The organism is Brachybacterium sp. JB7 (assembly GCF_003335205.1).
GTDB lineage: Bacteria > Actinomycetota > Actinomycetes > Actinomycetales > Dermabacteraceae > Brachybacterium > Brachybacterium alimentarium.
The window spans coordinates 35,794-57,757 of the sequence record NZ_QPGN01000003.1; the positions used below are offsets into that span (position 1 = coordinate 35,794).

The following is a 21,964-nucleotide window of genomic DNA, read 5'->3' on the forward strand; positions in this document are numbered from 1 at the left end:
TTCAGGTGAACGCTGTTCAGGAGAGAGGTGGTCAGATGGCCGACAGGACCCAGAAGCAGGACAGCACCGACGGGACCGACGGGTGGCGGTGGTCGCTGGACGCGCAGGACATCGCGCGGGTGGCGGTGTTCGCCGCGCTCGTGGCCGCGCTGGGCCTGCCCGGGAGCTTCAACGTGTTCGGCGGTGTGCCGATCACCGCACAGACCTTCGGCGTGATGCTCGCGGGCGCCGTGCTCGGTCCGCGCCTGGGCGCGCTGTCGATGATCGTGCTCCTGGCCCTCGCCGCCGCGGGCCTGCCGCTGCTGGCCGGTGGGCGTGGTGGGCTCAGCGCGTTCGTCGGACCGTCGGCCGGATACATGTTCGGGTGGATCCTGGGCGCGTTCGCGGTCGGTCTGATCGTGCACGCCTCGACCCGCAAGCCCTCCGCGCTCCGGGTCGCGCTCGGCGCGATCATCGGCGGCATCCTCGTGATCTACGCCGTCGGCATCCCCGTGCAGAGCCTCGTGACCCGCCTGCCGCTCGAGCAGACCGTCCTGGCGAGCCTCGTGTTCCTCCCTGGGGACCTGCTGAAGGCCGCTCTGGCCACCGCCGTCGTCGCCACGCTGCTGCGCGCCTACCCGCGAGCGTTCCGCCGCACGTGGCAGCCCGCCCGGCGCTCGGTCCGCCGGGCCGACGCCGCGCCCGCGCAGAGGCAGCGGTGAGCTCGCAGATCGTGGTGCTGGGCGGCTCGGGGGAGGGCCTGCTGGACCGTCTCCGGGCGGTGCGCGCCGACGGCGACGTGCCCCAGGTGGGCAACGACCGCTGGCCGGCGGCGCACTGGGACGCGGTGCGTGAGCTCGCCGCATCCCGGCCCGTCCCGGCGGAAGCGGCCTGGGCAACGCAGACCTCCGGGACCAGTGGGACACCACGGATCGTGCTGCGCAGCGCCGCCTCCTGGGAGCGCTCCTTCGAGGCCGTCTCCGCGCTCCTCGCGAGCCCCGGGGGAGCGGACGCCGAGCAGCGGATCCTGCTGCCCTCGCCGCCCGCCTCCTCGCTCACACTGTTCTCGCTCGCGCATGCGCTCGCGGGTGGCCCGCGACCGGTCCTGCCCGACAGCGCGGACCGCGCCGAGGCTACCGTGCTCCACGGCACGCCGCAGGCCCTGAGCGCCGTCCTCGCGGCCGGCGATCTCCCTCACCTGCGCACGGCGCTCATCGGCGGCTCGCACCTCCCGGCCGGTCTGCGCGCCGAAGCCGAGTCCCGCGGGGTCCGCGTGGTCTCCTACTACGGCGCGGCTGAGCTCTCCTTCGTCGCGCTCGACACCGGCGACGGGCACCGTGCCTTCCCCGGTGCCGAGCTCGAGATCCGTCAGGGCGAGCTGTGGGTCCGCTCGCCCTACCTGGCGCTGGGATACCTCGGCGGCCCGGGCCCGGTGCGCACCGACGGAGACTGGATGAGCGTCGGCGACCTCGCGACCCTCGAGGACGGCGTGCTCACCGTGCACGGGCGAAGGGACGCGGCGATCCTCGCCGCCTCGGCCACCGTGATCCCGGACGAGGTCGAGGCCGGCCTTCGCACGCTCCCCGGGATCGCCGACGCCGTTGTGCTCGGGCTGCCCACGGACGGCATCGGCGCGCTCGTCGCCGCGATGATCGAGCCGGAGCCCGGCGCCGCCGTCCCCACGGCCCGCGCGCTGCGCTCCCTGGCGGCCACCCGCTTCACCTCGTCGCATCGTCCCCGGATCTGGTTCGAGGGCCCGGTGCCGCGCACCGAGTCGGGCAAGCCGGCTCGCGCCGAGGCGCTGCGCCGCGTGCAGGCGGGGGAGGTGAGGCGCTGTGCGTGATCACGCCGTCGTCGTCGCTGCGCGGCGCACCCCGATCGGCACCCGCAGCCGCGCCCTCGCCGCCCACGGCGTCGAGCAGCTGGCCGCGCCGGTCCTGCGCGCCGCCGTGCATGAGGCGTCGGCCGCCCTCGGGACCGAGCCCGTCATCGCGGACGTGGTGCTCGGCAATTGCCTGGGCCCGGGCGGGAATCCCGCCCGGGTCGCCGCCCTCGCCGCGGGACTCGGTGTGAACGTGCCGGCGGAGACCGTGGACCGCCAGTGCGGCAGCGGCCTCGCCGCCGTGATCGACGCGGCGCGCGCGATCGAGGCCGGGGACGAGCGCGCCTTCCTCGCCGGCGGCGTCGAGAGTGCCTCGACCGCGCCGCGACGCTTCAGGGACGGCGTGCCCTACGACCGCGCACCGTTCACCCCGGACGGTTGGCCCGACCCGGACATGCCGCGCGCCGCGGACGCCCTCGCTGCGGCCGACGGAATCGGCAGGTCCCGCCAGGACGCGCACGCCGCCCGCAGCCATCGACGTGCACACGCCGCCCAAGGCGCCGGCCGGTTCGACGCAGAGCTCGTCCCCGTCGGCGGAGTGACCGCCGACGACTCCCTGCGCGCCTCCGCGCCGTCGTTCGGACGGCTGCCCCCGCTGTTCCCCGGCGGCACCCTCACGGCAGGGACCTCGACCCGGATCAGCGACGGCGCCGCAGCCCTGCTGCTCGTCCCGCAGTGCGCGCGGGGCCGTGCCCCGGGACTGGCGATCCGTTCTCACGCCGTCGTCGGCTGCGACCCCGCGCTGCCGGGCATCGGCGCCGCTCCCGCCGTCGACGCCGCCCTCGTCTCTGCGAGCCTCGGCCTCGAGGACCTCACCGCGATCGAGATCGTCGAGGCCTTCGCCGCGCAGTCGCTCGCGGTGCTGGACCGCGTGGGCCTGGCCGAGGACGATCCTCGGGTCTGCGCCGACGGCGGGGCTCTGGCCCTCGGTCATCCCTGGGGCGCGAGCGGGGCGGTCGCCATGGTGCGGCTGTTCAGCCGGCTGATCAGGGGAGCCGCCCCGGCAGGGTCCCTCGGGGTCGCCGCCGCCTCGATCGGCGGGGGCATGGGCATCGCCGCCGTCGTGGAGGTGATCCGATGAGCGTCCTGGACCTCGAGAACGTCGGCGTGCGCCTGGGCGATACCGACGTGCTGCACGGCGTGACCTGCTCGCTGGATGCCCGCACGATCGCCGTGGTGGGGGAGAACGGTTCGGGCAAGTCCACGCTCGCGCGGCTGGCGGGCGGGCTGGTCACCGCCACCAGCGGCAGGATCCGCGTGCTCGGCCTCGATCCGGAGCGTGAGGCCTCACAGCTGCGGCGGGGCGTCTCCGTCGTCTTCAGCAACCCGGATGCGCAGATCATCATGCCCACCGTCGCGGAGGACGTCGCCTTCTCCCTGCGCTCGGAGAAGCTGCCGCGTGCCGAGAAGGCCCGTCGCGTGCAGGCTGCCCTGGAGCGCTTCGGTCTCGTCGAGCTCGCGGACCGTTCCGCGCACGACCTCTCCGGCGGGCAGAAGCAGCTGCTCGCCCTGTGCGGGGCATTCGTGCGGCGCCCCGGACTGGTGATCGCCGACGAGCCGACGGCCTATCTCGACGCCCGCAACGCCCGCCGGATCGCCGATCACCTCTTCGCCGATGCCGGGCACCGGCTGCTCCTGGTCACGCACGATCTCGAGCTCGCCCGGCGCTGCGAGACCGTGGTGCTCGTCCGCGACGGCACGATCATCGCCACGGGCGCGCCCGACGCGATCATCGCGACCTACGAGGAGGCCCTGCGATGCTGACCCTGTACCGACCCGGCACCGGGCTCTGGCACCGCCTGCCGGCCGGCCCGAAGGCCGCGGTGCTCATGATGATCGTGCTCGGCGTGTGCCTGCTGCCCGTGAGCTACACCAGCGCTGCGATCGCCGCGGCGGTGTGCGTGGTCTGCTACGCGGTGCCGGGCACCGGGCCGCGGGAGCTCGTGCGGCAGCTGTACATCACCCGCTGGATCCTCGTGGTGACCGTCGCCGGGCAGCTGCTGTTCCTCGGGCCGGAGGAGGCGGCCGCGAACACCATGCGGGTCGCGGCGGCCGTGGTGCTGAGCGGTCTGCTGGCCCTGACCACCCCGGTCAGCGAACTGCTGGACGCGCTCGAGCGGGCGCTGGGCCCGCTCGCCCTGCTGCGCATCGACCCCCAGCGCGCGGCGCTCGTCCTCGCCGTCACGCTGAACACCCTGCCCGTGCTGGCAGGGCTGGCACGGGACGTGCGCGAGGCGCAGCGGGCACGTGGCGGAGGGCAGAGCCTGCGCCACTTCGCCATGCCCTTCCTCGTCCTCGCGCTCAAGCACGCGGACGCGCTCGGGGATGCGCTGACCGCGAGGGGCGTGCGATGACCCGGCGAGGTCCGGTCGACCCGGTCGACCCGGCCGACCCGGTCGACCCGGTCGAACCGGTCGGCCCTGTCGGCCCTGTCGGCCCGGCGGGGCCGGTGGACCCGGCGGCGCCCGGAGATCGGGCGGACCCGGCGGAGGGCGAGGTGCCGGTGGTGCACGGGCCGACGGTCGATGCGCAGACGCGGTGCATCCACTATCGGACGCCGCTGGACGTGATCGCGCTCCGCTTCGCCTGCTGCGGCGAGTACTACCCGTGTCACCTGTGCCACGAGGAGACTGCCGGCCATGCTTCGCGCCCATGGCCCGCTTCGTCGCGGCACGAGCGCGCGGTGCTGTGCGGGGTGTGCTGGAGCGAGCTGACCATCGCGAAGTACCTCCAGGCGGAGGACTGCCCGTACTGCGCGGCCGCCTTCAACCCCGGGTGCGCACTGCACCACGAGCTGTATTTCGAGTAGGCCGGTCGTCAGCCGTCGTCAGCCGTCGTCAGCCGTCGTCAGCCGTCGTCAGCCGTCGTCAGCCTGATCGGGCCTCGTCTGCGATCTGCCCTCGAAGTCGGCCTGGAGGGCGGCGAGGGTCCGCGCGATGTTGCCGCGCTGGAAGTCGGAGAACAGCTGGCCCGACGTCACGAACCGGTCGAACCGTGCGGCCAGGACATCTGGCCAGCGCCTGCGCCCGTCGGTCCACGTCTCGGTGACCCGGGTGCCGCCCTCGACCGGTTCGAAGGTGTATGCCCAGGTCGCGATGCTGCCCTTCAGGAGGGGCTTGGTCGGCCCGATCGCGGTGACGTCGAAGGCGAACCTCTTCCCGGGGTCTGCCTCGGTGACGGTGCAGGACGTCACCCAGCGGGCCTTTCCACGGTGGTTCGAGCCGACGAACGTCATGCCCACGGTCGCCGGACGGCCGGGGGAGGGCACGCTGGCTCCGGTGTTCTCGGGGCTCCAGCGGCCCATCTGCGAGGGGTCGGCGATCTGCTCGTAGAGCTCCATCGCCTCGGCGGCGACGACGACGCTGTCCTGGACCTGCATGATTCTGGCCATCTGCGGGATGCTACAGCGCGGGGTTGTGAGGCTTTCGGTCATACACTCGCCCGGTGCCAGACCACGATCCTTCCGCGTCGCCCGCGTCGCCCGCGTCGCCCGCGTCGCCCGCGTCGCTCGCGTCGCCCGCAGGCGCCAGCACGCCTGCCGAGTTCACCCCCGAGGAGCTCGCCACCGCCCTGCGCGTGCTGCAGGCCGCGCCCGCCCTGGCCGACGGCAGCGAGGACCTCGTCGCCCTCAAGCGCGCCTCGCGCACCTTCGAGAAGCGCCTGGCGAAGTCGCGCCGCGGCACCAAGACGTGGGCGCAGCGCAAGGCCGACCGCGCCGTGGTGGAGGCGACCGCGACCGGTTCCCCGCTGCGGATCGACGACGAGACCAAGGGGATCCCGCTGGTCTCCACGGCGAAGGGTGCCTACGCCGGGGAGCTGAACAAGGCGCGCGGCTGCTACATCTGCAAGCAGGACTACACCCTGGTGGACGCCTTCTACCACTGGCTGTGCCCGCAGTGCGCGGCGATGTCCCACGCCAAGCGGGACCAGCACACCGACCTCACCGGCAAGCGCGCGCTGCTCACGGGCGGGCGTTCCAAGATCGGGATGTACATCGCGCTGCGCCTGCTGCGCGACGGCGCGCACACCACGATCACCACCCGGTTCCCCAAGGACGCCGCGAGGCGCTTCGCCCAGATGGAGGACGCGGCGGACTGGATCGACCGGCTGAAGATCGTCGGCATCGACCTGCGCGATCCCACCCAGGTGATGGCGCTGGCCGATGACGTCGCCGCCGCCGGCCCGCTGGACATCCTCATCAACAACGCCGCCCAGACGGTGCGCCGCTCACCCAGCGCCTATTCGGGCCTGGTCGAGCTCGAGGACGCTCCGCTGCCCACCGACCTCGCGCTGCCGGAGATGACGGCTTTCGACCGCATCTCCCAGGCGCATCCTGCGGCGATCGCCGGGGTGCTGGAGTCGACGTCGGTGTCCCAGCACGACGGGGAATCTCTCGAGCATGCTCGGGCGGCGCAGTCCGCGGCCTCGATGACGGCGCTCGCGCTGCGCGCCGGGAACGCGAGCCTCGAGCAGCATCGCGCCGGGACCGCGGTCGACGCGGGCGGCCTGCTGCCGGACCTGCAGACCACCAACTCGTGGACGCAGACGGTGGACCAGGTCGAGGCCCTCGAGATGCTCGAGGTGCAGCTGTGCAACGAGACCGCGCCGTTCCTGCTGATCAGCAGGCTGCGGGCTTCGATGCGCGCTGCCGTGCAGGCCGGGGCGAGGCGCGCGTACATCGTGAACGTCTCGGCGATGGAGGGGCAGTTCTCGCGCCGCTACAAGGGCGCCGGCCACCCGCACACCAACATGGCCAAGGCCGCCCTGAACATGCTCACCCGCACCAGCGCCGGCGAGGCCTTCGAGACCGACCGCATCCTGATGACTGCCGTGGACACCGGTTGGATCACCGACGAACGCCCTCATCAGGACAAGCTGCGCATTGCGGCGGAGGGGTGGCACGCCCCGCTGGATCTCGTGGACGGCGCCGCCCGCGTGTACGACCCGATCGTGCGCGGCGAGGCCGGCGAGGACCTCTACGGCTGCTTCGTGAAGGATTACAAGCCCAGCCCGTGGTGACCTGTCGGCGCACGGCCACCCGCTGAGCCACCGCTGGCCGCGCGCCGACGAGCCGGCACCGTGGGCGTCTGCCTCAGCCGTCCGAGCGCGAGAACCGGTTGGTCATGAGGTTGCTCGTCGTGTGCAGCACGGCAGCGAGCACCTGATCGGTCTCGGCCCGGATCTGCTCGGCGATCGTCGTGTTCGCCTCGGCCAGCCGTGCTGAGACCGACGACGTCGAGTCGCCGTCGGCCGATTCCCGGGCAGAGGTTCCGATGGCCTCGTCCGTCGCGTGCACGGCGGCGCGGCCGAGCGCGAGGGTCGTGCGCTGGTACCGCTCGATGTCCGCGATGGTCTCGGCGTAGTGGCCGTCGGCGAGGATCGCGAGCAGACGCGAGGTCCAGTAGAAGCTGTCCGTGCTGACCTGCCCGGTCGTCCTCGTGAGGTACTCGGGGGCTTCGTCGACGTTGGTGAACATCGGGATCAGCGTGGTGAACGGGTTCGAGGCGTAGGCGATCCACTGGAGCGCGCGCGAGCTCTCCGGTCGGTCGGGCCGGATCTGGAGGATCGCCAGCGCGTTGTGCCGGTTGATGCCGATCGGGCGGAACGCTCGACGCTCCGCCCGGGTGCCGTGCGGGGAGTACGGATCGAACGGGGTGCCCTGGTAGTGCGAGCTGAGCACGTCCTTGACGTCCTCGACCGTCAGCTTCCGCTCCGGCCGACGGCTCCAGGGAAGGTCATCCGAATCCGGCCGGTTGCCGGGCTCCGGACCGTCCCAGTCCTCGCTCGTGGGATTCAGGGTGCGCTGCATGTACCAGGCGCGGGGCGTGTTGTAGCGATGGTCGGCGTTCGAATGGGAGCCGAAGGCGTCGCGCGGGTTGAACACGTGCGTGCTCGGCGCGCCGGTGGCTGGATCGGCGGAGGGACCGGGTGACGGGGCGGCCGACGGGTCAGCCGATTCATCGCGCAGCGTGAGGTCGAGATGATGAGTCTGCACGAAGGTGCGCAGGTCCGGGCTCGCGAGATGATCGCGCCCCTCGCCTTCGGCGTCCTCGAGGTCGAAGGAATCGATGCTCAGCTGATTGGGGATCGCCGCGTAATGGTCTTCGGGCACGCGACGCGCGATCCAGTGGTGGCCGCCCACGGTCTCGAGCCACCAGATGTCCTCGACGTCGGAGAACGCGATCCCGTTCATCTCATAGGTGCCGTGCTCGGCGAGCAGCTCGCCCAGGCGCAGCACCCCTTCGCGAGCACTGCGGATGTAGGGCAGGACGAGGGTCAGCATGTCCTCCTCGCTGATCCCGCCGGGTACCTCCGGCCGGTGGCCCGGCGACCCGGGCGTGCCGCTCTCGGGCACGTACTCCACCAGTGGATCCGCGCCGAGCACCCGGGGATTGCTGGTCAGCGTCTCGGTCGCGCTCATCGCGACATTCGCGGAGTTGATGCCGGCGCAGCCCCAGATCCCCTCATCGGGCAGGGCGTTGGGGACGGCGGTGTAGCGCAGCGGGTCCTGCGGCAGCTCGACCCGTCGGTGCGCGAGCACGCTGGTGTGGGTGCGGGGCTGATCCTCGGGACGAACCACGACGACCCGCTTGGGGTCGAAGGACCCGTTCGAGGAATCCTCCGTGCGCGCCACGAGCGGGGACCCGTCGGCGCTGGCCTTCCTGCCCACCAGAAGCGTTGTGCAGCCCATCTGTGACCTCCTTGCGTCGTCCCACTCTCGGAGCGGTCCCGACGTGCCGGGATCGCGTGCCCTGCCACGGTAGTCCTTGGCCAGCGCGAGGCGGGGGTGCTGGCACGTGCCCGGAGCGCGGGCGCGCTGCCCGGATCAGCAGGCGGCGGGGACCTCCGACGCCTCGGCCACGGCCGCCCCGGCCCGCGCCTGCTGACGCAGGTGCACGCGATAGGACCACGTCACGACGCCGAGCCCCAGCACCGCGAGCGCCACGCCGGTCCAGGCCGGGGCGAGCAGGCCCCAGCCCGCGGCGAGCACTCCGGCGCCGAGGGCGGCCCCCAGCGAGTTGCCGATGTTCAGCGCCGAGTGATGCAGTGCGGCGGACAGCGAGGGCGCCTCGGGGGAGGCGTCCAGCAGGAACACCTGGAGCGAGGGGCCCATGAACTGCGAGGTGACGGCGATCGCGAACAGCAGGAGCAGGCCGGCCCAGGCCTGGTGGGCGACGAGCGCGAACACGGCGAGGCTGATCGCCATGCCGATAAGGCCGAGGAAGATCGTCCCGTAGATGCTGCGGTCGGTGAGGCGCCCGGCCACGATGTTCCCGATCGTCATGCCCACGCCGAACACGAACAGCGCGACGGGCACCGCTCGCTCGCCCAGCCCCATGACGCCCGGGACGATCTCGCCGATGTAGCTGTAGACGGCGAACATGCCGCCGAAGCCGATCGAGCCGATGCCGAGGCCGAACCACACCTGGGCACGGCGCAGGCCGCGGAGCTCCCCACGGATCGAGCTCGCGATGCCGGTGCCCTCGGGCTCGGGGACCAGGCGCCAGATCGCGATAGTGGTGGCCGCGGCGAGCACCACCACGATCACGTAGGCGGAGCGCCAGCCCACGTGCTGCCCGAGCGCGGTCGAGGCGGGCACGCCGACCATCGTCGCGATGGTGAGACCCAGCATGACCAGGGAGACGGAGCGGGCGCGTCGGCCGGGCGGTGAGAGCCGGGAGACCACGAGAGCGGAGACGCCGAAGAACGCCCCGTGGGGGAGACCGGCGAAGAGGCGGGCGGAGGCCAGCACCGCGAAGCTCGGCGCGATCGCCGAGAGCAGGTTCCCCAGTCCGATCAGGGCGATCAGTAGCACCAGCAGTCGTGCGCGCGGCATCCTCACGGCGGCGATCGTCACCAGCGGCGCACCGATCACCACCCCCAGGGCGTAGAGGGTGATGAGCATGCCGGCCTGGGGGATCGACACCTCGAGATCGCGGGCGATCTGCGGCAGCAGACCCATGCTGGCGAATTCGGTGGTCCCGATCGCGAAGGCGCCCAGTGCCATGGCCAGGATGACCAGTCGCAGGCGGCCGGGACTCAGCGGGGCGGACGGCGAGGTGGGATGCGAGGTCACAACAGCTCCAGCACAGATCGGGCGGGGAACGCTGCCGACGCTGGTAGCGGTGAGTACGCCTCGATCCTATAGGCGGGCTCGTGCCGGGGCCAGGGTGGGGTGAGGGATCTGCGGCGGCCGCCCGTGGATGGTCCGCGGTCGCGCTGGACGATCCCGGTACTCTGCTGTGGAGCCGGTCGCAGCAGCCCGGCAGGCGCGCAGGGACGTATCGCGCGCCGATCCTCGATACGTTGGGACGCACCATGGAACACATCACCGTCGCCGGCCACTCTGAGCCCATCCCTGCTTCCGCCGTCGCCGCCTCCCTGCTGGAGCAGCGCCTCCAGAGCGTTCGCGAGAAGCGGGGCACCGAGGCGGCCGAGACCCTCGAAGTCCTCGTCGGCGAGCGGATCGGGACCCTGCTCGAGGACGGCATGCCCAGCGTCGACTTCGCGACCATGCGCGCCGTCGTCGACTACGTGGAGCTGCCCGAGGAGGAGGACAACGCCTCAGGACTCGGTCGCGCACTGCGCGGGGTCAAGGAGAAGCTCGCCCAGCGGGGAGGGCCCGCGGGCGGCTGAGCGCGGACGGAGCACGCCTGCACGTCGCCGCCGACGGCTGCTCCGGCGCGAGACCGCCGACGGTGGCTTCTTCGCGTCTCCGCGTCACCCGTGTCAGCCCGGGCGGGTGCTCGTCACCGCAGCCGCTCGAGCACCCCGTCGAGGGCTGCGGGCGTCGTCTCCACCACGATCTGCAGCGCGCGGGAGGAGTCCACGGCCGAGGAGAGGGCGGGGATGCCCGATCCGGTGAGGACTGACCCGGCCAGGTAGACGACGGCCGCGCCGATCACGAGGCCGAGCGCGCCGCCGAGAAGACGGTCGATGATCCCCAGGTGCAGGCGGTCCGCGCCACGGCGCACCATGTGCCCGATCCGGCCGCCGATGCCGCTGCCGATCAGGAGCAGCGCCAGGAGCGAGCCGACCGCGGCCAGGGTGCGCCAGTCAGGATCGACGGCGTCGGTGATGTGCGGGATCGCCCAGACGGCGGCGCCGATCCCGGCGGCCAGGCCCAGCAGTGCCCCCAGGGTCGCGGCGAATCCTGAGCGCAGCCCGGAGGCGGTGGTGCCGAGCAGGATCAGCACGATCACGACGTCGACGATCCAGTCCATGGTCCACCTCTTCTGCTCTTCTGCGTTCAGGGCGTGCGATGGAGGCATCGTGCCACGGCGAGCCTGGGTGAGTGGTGAGTGGTGAGTGGTGAGTGGTGAGTGGTGAGTGACGAGTGGTGAGTGGTGAGCGCGCGGCGCGCCACGCGCGGCGCCGTCGGCCCTCCCTATGGACCGGGACCGCTCCGAGGTGGAATCCTCGATGGGAACCGCGCGACTGCATGGTCGGGCGTTCCGAGCAGGGGAGGCACCCCGATGATGTCGACGACCTCGAACCCAGAGAAGACCTCGATCCCCGAGACGATGAGCGCGGTCCAGCTGGTGGGCCATGGCGGTCTCGAGCAGCTGATCCACACCCGCGAGGCGCCCACGCCGAGCCCGGTGGCGGGGGAGGTGCTGATCGACGTCCACGCCTGCGGGATGAACAACACCGATGTGTGGGTGCGCGAGGGCGCGTATGGCAGCGACACCGATCCCACCGAGGTGTCCTCCTGGCGGCGCGGCCGCTCCACGCTCGAGTTCCCGCGCATCCAGGGCACGGACATCGTCGGCCGCATCGTGGCCGTCGGAGACGGCGTGCCTGAGGCGCGCCTCGGACAGCGGGTGATGGTGGACTTCAGCATCTACCACCGGCCCGAGGGCGACGACAGCCTGGCGGACATCGACTACATCGGCCACGGCCGCGACGGCGGGTACGCCGAGTACGTCGCGGTGCCCTCGGAGAACGCCTACGAGATGACCACCGGCATCAGCGACGCCGAGCTCGCCACCTTCTGCTGCGCCTATCTCACCGCCGAGCAGATGCTGGTGCGCAGCCGTCTGGCCGCGGAGGAGCGGGTGCTGGTGACCGGGGCCTCCGGGGGCGTCGGCTCGGCGATCATCCAGCTGGCGCGGGCGCGCGGGGCGATCCCCTACGCCGTCACCAGCGCCGGCAAGGAGGAGGCGCTGCGGGAGATCGGCGCCGAGGGCATCATCCTCCGCGACGCCCCGGACCTGGTTGCCGAGGTCGCACGCGTGGTCGACGCACCCGTGGACGTGGTGGCCGATCTGGTCGCCGGGCCGATGTTCAACGATCTGCTGCGGATCCTGCGCCCGGAGGGCCGCTACAGCACGGCCGGCGCCATCGGCGGCCCGGTGGTCGATCTGGACCTGCGCACGATGTACCTCAAGCAGCTCGAGCTGCACGGCTCCTCCCAGGGGACCCGCACCGCGTTCCGGCGCCTGGTGCGTTACATCGAGGACGGCACGATCCGTCCACTGCTGGACCGCACCTTCCGCCTCTCCGATTTCCACCAGGCGCAGCGCACGTTCCTGGGCAAGAGCTACATCGGCAAGCTGGTCGTCGTGCCGGACCGCCACTGGGACGAGGTCGGCGCGCCCTTCGCTACGGCCGACGCGACTTCGACGGGCGGTGATCCCGATGCGCGATGAACGCACGATCGAGCTGATCGACACCCAGGCCGGCGGCGACGTGAGCCGCATCGTCACCGCCGGCATCGAGCCGCTGCCGGGGAGCACCGCGCTGGAGAAGGCCCGCTACCTCCAACGGGAGGGAGACGGGCTGCGCCGACTGCTGCTGTCCGAGCCGTACGGGGACCCGGCGATGTCGGTGGATCTGATCGTCGAGCCGGGGCATCCGGAGGCGCAGGCCGGATACATCATCATGGAGGCGATGGGATACCCGATGTACTCCGGGTCCAACACGCTCTGCGCCGCCACCGCCCTGCTGGAGAGCGGCATGATCGAGATGACCGAGGGCCTGCAGGAGGTGGTCCTGGAATCCCCGGCCGGGCTGGCCCGGATCACCGCCCGCAATCGCGACGGGCGGGTCGAGTCGATCACCACCCAGGGCGAACCAGCCTATGTCGCCGAACGTGGACTGTCGGTCGAGGTGCCCTCCTACGGACGGGTCCGCTTCGACCTGGTGTGGAGCGGGGCCTACTACGCCATGATCACCGCCGCCGACCACGGCTTCGAGCTCACGGCCGACGAGCAGATCGCGCTGACGGCCTTCGGGGACGCCTTCGTGCGCACGGCCCGCCCGGGGCTGCGCCAGGAGCATCCGACCCTGGGCGACGTGGGCCCGCTCCCGTTCGTCCACTTCATGGGGCGGGTGCGCACGCTCGAGAACGGCACGGTCGAGTCGCGGTCCGCGACCTACGTGCATCCCGGCGTCATCTGCCGCAGCCCGACGGGGACCGGCACCTCCGCGCGGCTGGCGCTCCTGGCCGGGACCGACGAGCTCGCGACCGGGGACACTCTGGAGACCATCTCCCCGCGGGGCAACCGCTTCGTGGGCACCGTCGGCGAGGAGGCCATGGTCGGGGACTTCCCCGCCTGGCAGTCGACGATCACGGGCCGGGCCCGCCTGATGGCCCGTTCGCGGATCACCGTGGACCTCGATGACCCGCTGGTGGACTCCTCCGATCTGGAGAAGCTGCTCAGCTCGTGAGCCCTCCGGGACGAATCGCCCCGTCATCTGGGGAACGACTCTCCGCCGACCCACTTTGTTAGTGTGGCGCGGGTCACTTGTGCTCGATGGAGAGGACCCCGGCATGCCGATCACCCTGCCCCTGCTGATGACGGGACGCACGCGCGGCAAACGCTCGGCCGTCACCTGCGCGCTGAAATGCGCGAATCAGTGCGCCTACGACACCTGCAACACCAGCGGGAACAGCTACTTCGGCGACATCGCCGATGCCGCCATCTCGCGTCGTGCCCTGTTCGGCGCCGCCGGCGCGGGGGCCATGGTCGTCGCCTATGCCGGCGTCGCGAGCTCTCCCGCACTGGCCGACGGGGCCGAGCCCCCGTCGGACCGATACGCGCCGGCCGGCACCCCGCTGCGCTTCGAACCGATCGCCCCGGTCGATGCCGAGGCCGACGAGATGACCGTGCCGGCCGACTACACCTGGTCGCCGATCATCCGCTATGGCGATCCGCTGTTCGAGGACTCGATCCCCTTCGATCCGGAGAACACGACCGCGGAGGCGCTCGCGACGCAGTTCGGCTACAACAACGACTACACAGAGATCCTCGAGGTCGAGGGCTCCCACGGACGACGCGCCGTCATGTTCAACAACCACGAGTACGACAACATCGCGCTCATGGTCCCGCCGAGCATCGGCGAGAGGGAGAGCATCGAGATCCAGATGGCCGCACATGGGCTCTCCGCCGTCGACCTCGAGCGCAGAGGGCGCGACGGACCCTGGAGCTATGTCGTCGGCGGTGAGCACAACCGTCGCTTCACCTTCGACACCGACTTCGAGCTGGACGGCCCGGCCGCCGGCGGCGAGTTGGTGCGGACCGTCGCCGACCCCGCCGGCCGCACCGTCAAAGGGACGATCAACAACTGCGCCGGCCGCCGCACCCCGTGGGGCACCGTGCTCTCCGGCGAGGAGAACTTCCACGGCTACTTCGGCGGCGGCGCCCAGAACGCGGCGCACGAGCGCTACGGGGTGGGCGTCAGCAGCCGCAACTGGGAGTCCGTGGACCCGCGGTTCTCGACGGCCGACGAGGGCTACGAGAACGAGTGCAACCGGTACGGCTGGATCGTGGAGGTGGACCCCTTCGATCCCACCTCGACCCCGAAGAAGCACACGGCGATGGGCCGCTTCAAGCACGAGGGGGCTTCCACGATCATCGGGGAGGACGGGCTCGCCGTCGCCTACATGGGGGATGACCAGGCGTTCGAGTACATGTACAAGTTCGTCTCCCGCGACGCGTACATCGAGGGCGACCGTGCCCACAACATGACCCTGCTGGAGAACGGCAGCCTGTACGCCGCGAAGTTCACCGGCGACTCGGAGCTCGTCGACGAGAAGGGCACCCTGCCCGAGGACGGCGAGTTCGACGGCACCGGCGAGTGGCTCCAGCTCACCGACGGCGAGAGTTCCCTGGTCGAGGGATTCACCCTCGAAGAGGTCCTGGTCAATACCCGCCTCGCCGCCGACGCGGCCGGCGCGACCGTGATGGACCGTCCGGAGGATGTCGAGCCCAGCGTGCTGACCGGCAGGATCTACGCGGCCCTGACCAAGAACGAGGACCGTGAGGAGTCCGGCGAGCTCGGCATCGACGAGGCCAACCCCCGTGCCGCGAACCGCAGCGGCCAGGTGCTCGAGCTCATCGAGGCCGACGGCCAGTCCGGCACCCTTTTCACCTGGAACATCCTCATCATGGCGGGGGATCCGGACAGCGAGGACTACGAGGTGTACTACGGCGGCTACCCGGTGGACAAGGTCTCGCCGATGTCCTGCCCCGACAACGTCGCCTTCGACTCGGTGGGCAACCTCTGGGTCTCCACCGACGGCGCCCCCGGCGGCATCGGCTGCAACGACGGCCTGTTCCGCGTGACGCTGGAGGGCGAGGCGCGCGGCTACACCGAGCAGTTCCTGTCCGTCCCGGTCGACGCGGAGGTGTGCGGCCCGAACGTCTACGACGAGGACGGCCTGGTGGTCGTCGCCGTGCAGCACCCGGGTGAGGACGGTGAATGGGGAGCCCAGCGCTCGCAGTTCCCGTACCAGGAGTTCTCCGAGCTGCTGCCGCGTCCCGCCGTGATCCAGGCCTACCGCGAGCACCACACGCCGCCGCGCGGTGCGAGGAGCAGCGGCGGCACCGCCGACACCCGGGGCCAGGGCTGAGGCTGACGCCCTCCGGGGTGGATCCCCCGGGGTGAGGTCCGCGGGCCGACGTCACCAGGCCGCCATCATGAGGGCGACATCGTCAGGGTGACGGCCCGAGGGCTGACGACTCCCGGAGCCGATGAGCCGACGGCTGACCTACCCGTCGGGGAGGGCCGCGAAAAGCTCGTCACGGGACGGGCGACCGTATGTCGGTGCTGCTCGGTACTCTGGGCGGAGAAGCACGTTGCCGACTCGACGGCCGCTGCTGACCACCTTTCCCGTAGACATCAAGGAGTCGGCCACATGGACACGTCGGTTGCTGCGATCACCTCGTGGACCTTCCTGGAGGAATGCCCGATCCCCGAGGACGTCACGCCGCTGCTCGTCCCGGAGGAGCGCGCCATCGCGGCGTACAAGACGTTCCGCGACTCCGCCGTCTTCACGACGAAGCGGCTGATCGTGCGCGATGCCCAGGGGCTCCGCGGGAAGAAGGTGGAGATCTACTCCCTGCCCTACTCGGCGATCAACATGTGGTCCTCGGAGAACGCCGGCACCTTGGACATCAATGCCGAGATCGAGCTCTGGACGCGAGCCGGTCACATCAAGATCAACGTCGGCAAGCACATCGATGTGCGCCGCCTCGACCTGCTGATCGCGAACGCGGTGCTGCACTCCTCCTGAGCACCTGCGGCCGCACGACGGCGCTCAGCGCCCTCGCGCCGCGAGCCGGGACATGAGCCCGGCCGGGGCGAAACGGGCGGCGGTGTAGATCGCGCGGTAGCGGCGGCTCGGCACGGAGAGGGACTTCCCGCGATCGACGTCCCGCAGGGATTCCTCGACGACCCGTGGGGCGTCCAGCCACAGCCAGCCGGGGATCCCCTCCTGGCCCTTGGCCAGGCCCAATCGGGCGTGGAAGTCGGTGTGGGTGTAGCCGGGGCACACCGCCGTGACGGTGACTCCGCGCGGCGAGTACCGGCCGTTGGCCCACTGGGAGAAGGACACCAGCCAGGCCTTGCACGCGGCGTAGGTCGACCGGGGCATCACGGCGGAGGCCGAGGAGATGTTGATGATCGTGCCGGAGCGCCGTGCCAGCATGCTCGGCAGCACGGCGTGCATGAGGCGCATGGGCACCTCGTCGTGCAGGCGGAGGTGGCGCACCTCGTCCTCGATGTCGTTCGTCTCGAAGGCGAGGGGGAGACCGAAACCGGCGCTGTTGATCACGGTGTCGACGGGCCGCGCCACGTCGGCGAGGCGATCGCCGACCGCTGCGATGTCGTCTGGCGAGGACAGGTCCGCGGCGAGGACCTCGACCTCCGCCGCGCCCTCCTGTGCCAGCTCGAGCGCCAGGGCCTCGAGCCGGGCGCCGCCGCGCGCGACGAGCACGAGGCGGTCGCCGCGACGGGCGAGCTGGCGGGCGTATTCGGTGCCGAGGCCGGAGCTGGCACCGGTGATCAGGGACGTCGAAGTCATGGGGCGAGCCTAGGTGCTGCGGGCCATGGCGCTGCCGCCGTCGGCGAGCAGGCGCGTGGCCGGCGCATGAGCACCAGCACCATGAGCAGCGGAGATGTCGAGCGATCTGGGGTAGATCCCGAGCGTTTTGCAGCTCAGAGGATCCTCACGGCTCGAGTGACGTCGTCGGCGTGCAGTTCGCGCACCGTGGCCTGCAGGGTCCGCTCCGGCACCCAGGTCGCAGGATCGAAGATCGCCTCCCACGAGGTCTCGAGCTCGGCGCGCAGATCATCGGGCCACCGGGGGAGCGGCCACGAGTAGTAGGGGCCCGCACGAGCGCTGAAGGCCTCCTCGAGCGAGGTCCACCGTTCCTCCCAGGAGCTATAGCTCTCGCCGGGTATCAGGGGCACGTGGAGATACCGGTTCAGTGCGGCGTGCCAGTCCTGGAGATCGCTGATCAGCGCCTGGTCGCGGGGGATCCGCACGGTCAGCATGACCTCGCCGCGAGCCCCACCGGCGTTGTAGCGGAGCACGTTGCGCCGGGTCGACGCGTACAGCCACAGCATCCGGCCCCGCGGGCCCGGGATGTCGCGCTCGTCCATCTGCCGCAGCATCCAGGAGTACGCCTCCTGGAACTCCGGCTCCCCGAGCCAGGACTCCCCGCACAGCACGCCGTCGGCCACCAGTATTCGATAGGCCGACGCGGTCTGGATCGTGTGCAGGGTCAGCACATCGGCCGACGGGTCCGCCGCGACGGTCAGCGGCGGCGCGAGGAACCACGGCCGGATGGGGAGCCGGCCATAGGGCCGCAGGGAGCCACGTGCTGCGGTCCGTCCACGAGCGATCACGTCGTCGATCATGGACCCCGCCCCCGACATCCGAGGGCCCTCAGGACATGACGGTCTCTGCGGAGCGCCGTTGCTGGGACCGAGCGGGCCCGGTTCTCAATCCCACGCTCCACGGCATGCGCCGCCCCCGCCGGTTCTCAGACCCGCTCCACGGCATGCACCGTGCCCGCCAGATCACCGAACACGATGTGGTCGCCGAAGGCCGTGCCGGGAGCGAGCACGGGAGCGATCCCGAGCCGGGTGAGCTGTTCGATGTCCCCGGTCTCCAGATGCACCGCCGTGATCAACCCGGAGTGGCTCGCCGCGTAGACGACGTCGTCGACGAGCACGAATCCCTCGTCGAGGACGCGCTCGGCGGTCGCATGGCGGTCGAGCTCCTCCCCGGTGGCCGGGTCGACCCGCACGATCTCGCCGGCCTCGTTGGCCAGGACGAGGTCGCCATCGCCGGTGACGGCTTCGCGGGCGTACTGGAAGGACCCCTCGAGCCGCCAGCGGGAGCTGCCGTCGGCCGGGTCGAGGCACCAGGTGTCGGCGATGCCCGAGGCGATGACGCCGCCGTCGGGCAGCACGCTGATCGCATCGTTCCAGGGCCCGTAGATGAAGCGCTGATAGCTCCCGGACTTGTCCGTCAGGGACGTCGTCCACAGGGACGTGCCGTCCCGGGCGTCCAGGGCGTGCGCGCATCCGTCGCCGACACCGATGTAGACGCGGTCCCCGTCGGCGGCCGGAGCGCCCATCGCCGACGCCGGCAGCTCGGCCGTCCAGAGAGCCGCCCCGGAGGAGGCCTCGATGGCGTGCAGCGTCGAGCCGGAGCAGATCAGGAGCGCGTCGGTTCCCGCCAGGAGGCCCGCCCCGGGGTCCGCCGCAGTCGGCGTTCCGGTGTCGTACCGCCACTGCGTCGAGCCGTCCGCGTCGAGACGGTGGAGGATGCCGCTGGAATCGGGGACCACGACCGACTTCCCGTCGTCCAGGGCGAGGAGGTCGTGGCGGATCTCCCCGGGCACCTGCTCGGTCCAGAGCGTGTCGCCGACATGATCGATCCCGGCGACCAGGCCGGAGCTGCTGCCGACCACGAGGAGGTCCTCGCCGTCTCGTCGGGCCAGCACCGGCCCGGACTGGACCATGCCGCCCAGAGCGTTCGTCCAGGCGACCCCTGAGCTGCCGCGGACATACGGGACCGTGAGCAGACGGTTCCCGGACCGGTCCTCCGGACGCATCCGCAGATGCAGGCGGTTGTCCCCGGGGGCGACCTCCGAGGCGTCCAGAGCCCCGGAGAACCGGCCGTGCCGCTCCTCGAGCGCGGTCCAGGAGAGCTCGTCATTGCGGCCGGCATAGACCGACGTGTCGTAGAGGGCGGCGTCGATGGCGCCCTCGAAGGGTCGGGGCAGCCGCACGTCGACCGTGACCGCGTCCCCGTCGTCGACGGGCTCCACCCCACGGGGCATCGCGGTGTCCGTGCCGCGTCCGGGCCGCAGGTCGTAGGTGGTGACCGGAGTGCGCACCACGTCCGTGGGCGCGGAGACGTCGGGGATCTCGACCCGGGTGACGTCGAGGCTGTCGACGGTTCCGGTGAGCTCGTAGTAGGCGGCGTCGATCTTCGCCGCCGCGGCTTCCAGCTGGTCGCGACGGTTCACGCGGGCCAGCACCTCCCGGTGGGTGTGCCCCGTTAGATGCAGGGAGATCGGATGCTCGGCGAGGACGTCCTCGAACTGCTGCTGGTTGGCGACGTAGTAGTAGCCCTCGCCCATCGGGAAATGGGTCACGAGGATGCGGGGCAGGTTCCTGGCGGCCGTCATCGCGTCGTCGAGGTCTGCGAGGGCCTGCTCCGACCACCACGCCACCTCCTGCTGGTGGGCGGTGGTGTCCGCCAGGATCACGCGCACCCCGCTGACGTCCCGCACCCGGACGTCGTCCCCGATCCATCGGTGTCGTCTCTCGCCGGCGGTCGAGTCCCACCGGGTCTCGTGGTTCCCCGGCACGGCGACCATCCGGTCCCGCAGGCGATCGGGGACCAGCTCGTCGAACGCCTCGTACTCGACCTCCGTGCCGTGCTCGGTGACGTCGCCGCCGTGGATGACGAGGGTGGGATCGAACTGATCGATCGCGTCGAAGACGGCGTGCAGCCGGGGCATCGTCTCGTCGTTCTCGGGGTCCACGTGGGTGTCGGCGACGAACGCGAGACGCAGCGCCTCCGCGCCGGAGGGGCCGGCCGGGTGCGCGGCGCCCTCGGCCGATGCGGCGGCGGAGGCGGTCGGTGCGGCGTGGGCGGTCGCAGCGGTCGTCGCCCCGGCGAGGGGCAGGGAGGCGAGAGCGGCACGGCGGGAGAGGCGAGTGGTCATGAGCTGTCCTTCGTCATCGGAGGGAGGGTCGTCGTGGCGGCGGTCCTGAGGTGAGCGGTTCTCGAGTGCTGGCTGTGCTGGCGGGAGGGGCGGGGCCGGGAGCGGTTTACTGCGGGGGAGGCTGATCGGGATGCGGCTCGTCGCCCAGCTCGGCCTGGAGCTCCCGGAGACGTCGGGTGAGCTGCCGGCGGATCTCGGCATAGGCCGGGTCGTGCGCGACGTTGAGGACCTCGCTCGGATCGGCTCGCAGGTCGTACAGCTCCCACTCCGGGATGAAGCGACGGCTCGAGGATCCGGGATGCCCGAGCCCGTCGTTGTAGAAGTAGATGAGCTTGTAGCGGTCCGTGCGTATCCCGTAATGCGCGAGCACGTGCGATTCGCGATCGTCGTTCTCGTAGTAGCGGTAGTAGACCGCGTCCTGCGTGGCGGCGGTCGATCCGCAGAGCTGGGGGAAGAAGCTCACGCCCTGCATGTCGTCGTGGGGCTCGGCGCCGGCGGCCTCGAGGATCGTGCGGGCGAAGTCGACGTTCGTGACCAGCTGCTCCACGGGCGGGCCGGGCTCGATGCGCCGCGGGTAGCTGACCAGCAGAGGCATCCTCATCGATTCCTCGTAGATGAAGCGCTTGTCGAACCAGCCATGGTCTCCGAGGAAGAAGCCCTGGTCGGAGCTGTACATCATCATCGTGTCGTCGAGATCGCCGCGATCGTGCAGCCACTGGGCCACCCGGCCGACGCTGTCGTCGATCGCCGCCACGCAGTCCAGGTAGTCCTCCATGAACCTCTGGTACTTCCAGCGCCCCAGGTCCTCCGCGGAGAGATCGGCCGGCGGGTCGATCTTCATGTCGTGCGTGGTCAGATGATCGGCGACGCGCATGGCGGCCAGGTGGGCCGCGGAGGAACGGGTCGAATAGTCGTCGCCGAACGTCCGGGGCAGCGGGATCGGATCGCGGTGCAGACCCGCGTGCGCGGCGTCCGGTTGCCAGTTGCGGTGGGGCGCCTTGTGGTAGATCAGCAGGCACCACGGCTCCTCGCCCTCGAGGGAATCCACCCAGGCCATCCCCCGTTCCGTGAGCACGTCGGTAACGTAGCCCTCTGCGACCTCCACCCCGTCGGGGGAGAGCAGCTGCGGGTCGACGTACTCGCCCTGGCCGCGCAGCACCTCCCAGTGGTCGAAGCCCTGAGGATCGTGCCCCTCGCCCTCGCCGAGATGCCACTTGCCGACGATCCCGGTGCGATAGCCGGCCTGCTGCAGCTGGGTCGCGAAGGTGGGCAGGGAGGCGTCGAACGAGGAGTGGAGCGTGGTGACCTCGTTGCGGTGGCTGTGCTGGCCGGTGAGGATCGAGGCACGGCTCGGGGTGCAGACCGAGTTGGTGCAGAAGCAGGCGTCCACGCGTCGCCCGCGGTCGGCGATCGCGTCCAGGTGCGGGGTGCTGGTGACGACGGATCCGTAGGCGCTGATCGCATGGCTGGCATGGTCGTCCGAGAGGATGAGCAGGATGTTCGGTCTGCGGGTCGTCATGGTCTCCTCGGATGCGGATGCGGATGCGGATGCGGATGCGGATGCGGATGCGGATGCTGACGTGGGCCTGGGCGCGGGTGGGGGCGGGCGCAGGGGAGAGGGGCCGAG

20 protein-coding genes are annotated in these 21,964 nt (G+C 71.3%); 12 read left to right on the plus strand and 8 right to left on the minus strand.

All coding sequences use genetic code 11. The features are described from left to right. Positions 1-35: 35 nt before the first annotated feature. The 6 genes from CIK81_RS04705 to CIK81_RS04730 are packed head-to-tail and all read left to right on the plus strand — an operon-like array spanning position 36 to position 4,670. Entirely contained in the window at positions 36-701 is a 666-nt protein-coding gene (locus CIK81_RS04705; protein ID WP_114355455.1) for a biotin transporter BioY, read from the plus strand. Then, the gene (locus CIK81_RS04710; protein WP_114355541.1) at positions 698-1,822 is read left to right on the plus strand and encodes a class I adenylate-forming enzyme family protein; all 1,125 of its coding nucleotides are present in this window, start codon (positions 698-700) and stop codon (positions 1,820-1,822) included. Before CIK81_RS04705 ends, CIK81_RS04710 begins: the two co-directional genes overlap by 4 nt. Further along, entirely contained in the window at positions 1,815-2,942 is a 1,128-nt protein-coding gene (locus tag CIK81_RS04715) for a thiolase family protein (RefSeq protein WP_096196404.1), read from the plus strand. The genes CIK81_RS04710 and CIK81_RS04715 overlap by 8 nt, the downstream gene beginning before the upstream one ends. Then, a complete protein-coding gene (locus CIK81_RS04720; RefSeq protein ID WP_096196405.1) occupies positions 2,939-3,625 on the plus strand; it encodes an energy-coupling factor ABC transporter ATP-binding protein in 687 nt (228 codons plus the stop codon). Before CIK81_RS04715 ends, CIK81_RS04720 begins: the two co-directional genes overlap by 4 nt. After that, entirely contained in the window at positions 3,619-4,215 is a 597-nt protein-coding gene (locus CIK81_RS04725) for an energy-coupling factor transporter transmembrane protein EcfT (RefSeq protein WP_096166722.1), read from the plus strand. Before CIK81_RS04720 ends, CIK81_RS04725 begins: the two co-directional genes overlap by 7 nt. Next, a complete protein-coding gene (locus tag CIK81_RS04730) occupies positions 4,212-4,670 on the plus strand; it encodes a CHY zinc finger protein (protein WP_114355456.1) in 459 nt (152 codons plus the stop codon). The genes CIK81_RS04725 and CIK81_RS04730 overlap by 4 nt, the downstream gene beginning before the upstream one ends. A gap of 48 nt (positions 4,671-4,718) precedes the next feature. Here CIK81_RS04730 and CIK81_RS04735 read toward each other — a convergent pair whose 3' ends face one another. Further along, complete coding sequence (locus tag CIK81_RS04735; protein WP_114355457.1) at positions 4,719-5,252, minus strand: SRPBCC family protein; 534 nt, start codon at positions 5,250-5,252, stop codon at positions 4,719-4,721. 179 nt (positions 5,253-5,431) lie between these two features. Between CIK81_RS04735 and CIK81_RS04740 the strand changes: the two genes are divergently transcribed. Beyond that, positions 5,432-6,880: an SDR family NAD(P)-dependent oxidoreductase gene (locus CIK81_RS04740; protein WP_241964038.1), complete on the plus strand. Its 1,449-nt coding sequence runs from the start codon at positions 5,432-5,434 to the stop codon at positions 6,878-6,880. Positions 6,881-6,953: 73 nt separating this feature from the next. Here the strand turns inward: CIK81_RS04740 and CIK81_RS04745 are convergent, their stop codons facing one another. Both CIK81_RS04745 and CIK81_RS04750 read right to left on the minus strand, forming a co-directional pair. Continuing rightward, entirely contained in the window at positions 6,954-8,552 is a 1,599-nt protein-coding gene (locus CIK81_RS04745) for a C69 family dipeptidase (protein ID WP_114355459.1), read from the minus strand. Positions 8,553-8,687: 135 nt separating this feature from the next. Next, a complete protein-coding gene (locus tag CIK81_RS04750) occupies positions 8,688-9,938 on the minus strand; it encodes an MFS transporter (RefSeq protein WP_241963966.1) in 1,251 nt (416 codons plus the stop codon). 242 nt (positions 9,939-10,180) lie between these two features. Between CIK81_RS04750 and CIK81_RS04755 the strand changes: the two genes are divergently transcribed. Continuing rightward, positions 10,181-10,498: a hypothetical protein gene (locus CIK81_RS04755; RefSeq protein ID WP_096166732.1), complete on the plus strand. Its 318-nt coding sequence runs from the start codon at positions 10,181-10,183 to the stop codon at positions 10,496-10,498. A 113-nt stretch (positions 10,499-10,611) separates the two neighbouring features. Here CIK81_RS04755 and CIK81_RS18140 read toward each other — a convergent pair whose 3' ends face one another. Further along, complete coding sequence (locus CIK81_RS18140) at positions 10,612-11,085, minus strand: CvpA family protein (RefSeq protein ID WP_158541918.1); 474 nt, start codon at positions 11,083-11,085, stop codon at positions 10,612-10,614. A 252-nt stretch (positions 11,086-11,337) separates the two neighbouring features. On the opposite strand from CIK81_RS18140, the gene CIK81_RS04765 reads away from it, so the two are divergent. The 4 genes from CIK81_RS04765 to CIK81_RS04780 all read left to right on the plus strand — a co-directional run bounded on the left by CIK81_RS04765 (position 11,338) and on the right by CIK81_RS04780 (position 16,382). Continuing rightward, complete coding sequence (locus tag CIK81_RS04765; RefSeq protein ID WP_241963967.1) at positions 11,338-12,513, plus strand: alcohol dehydrogenase family protein; 1,176 nt, start codon at positions 11,338-11,340, stop codon at positions 12,511-12,513. Next, entirely contained in the window at positions 12,503-13,534 is a 1,032-nt protein-coding gene (locus CIK81_RS04770; RefSeq protein ID WP_114307454.1) for a proline racemase family protein, read from the plus strand. The genes CIK81_RS04765 and CIK81_RS04770 overlap by 11 nt, the downstream gene beginning before the upstream one ends. Before the next feature lie 103 nt (positions 13,535-13,637). Further along, the gene (locus tag CIK81_RS04775) at positions 13,638-15,719 is read left to right on the plus strand and encodes a PhoX family phosphatase (protein WP_158541919.1); all 2,082 of its coding nucleotides are present in this window, start codon (positions 13,638-13,640) and stop codon (positions 15,717-15,719) included. A 285-nt stretch (positions 15,720-16,004) separates the two neighbouring features. After that, positions 16,005-16,382 (plus strand): PH domain-containing protein, encoded by a 378-nt coding sequence (locus tag CIK81_RS04780; protein ID WP_096196411.1) that lies wholly within the window; start codon positions 16,005-16,007, stop codon positions 16,380-16,382. A 24-nt stretch (positions 16,383-16,406) separates the two neighbouring features. On the opposite strand, the gene CIK81_RS04785 is transcribed toward CIK81_RS04780, so the two are convergent. The 4 genes from CIK81_RS04785 to CIK81_RS04800 form a co-directional block, all read right to left on the minus strand. After that, complete coding sequence (locus CIK81_RS04785) at positions 16,407-17,171, minus strand: SDR family oxidoreductase (RefSeq protein WP_114307453.1); 765 nt, start codon at positions 17,169-17,171, stop codon at positions 16,407-16,409. Positions 17,172-17,305: 134 nt separating this feature from the next. Continuing rightward, positions 17,306-18,010 (minus strand): DUF3841 domain-containing protein, encoded by a 705-nt coding sequence (locus CIK81_RS04790; RefSeq protein ID WP_158541920.1) that lies wholly within the window; start codon positions 18,008-18,010, stop codon positions 17,306-17,308. A gap of 125 nt (positions 18,011-18,135) precedes the next feature. After that, positions 18,136-20,337, minus strand: coding sequence for a PQQ-binding-like beta-propeller repeat protein (locus tag CIK81_RS04795; RefSeq protein ID WP_114328946.1), 2,202 nt, complete (start codon positions 20,335-20,337; stop codon positions 18,136-18,138). 106 nt (positions 20,338-20,443) lie between these two features. After that, positions 20,444-21,856, minus strand: a complete 1,413-nt coding sequence (locus CIK81_RS04800) for a sulfatase (protein ID WP_114307695.1) — start codon at positions 21,854-21,856, stop codon at positions 20,444-20,446. Positions 21,857-21,964: the final 108 nt, after the last annotated feature.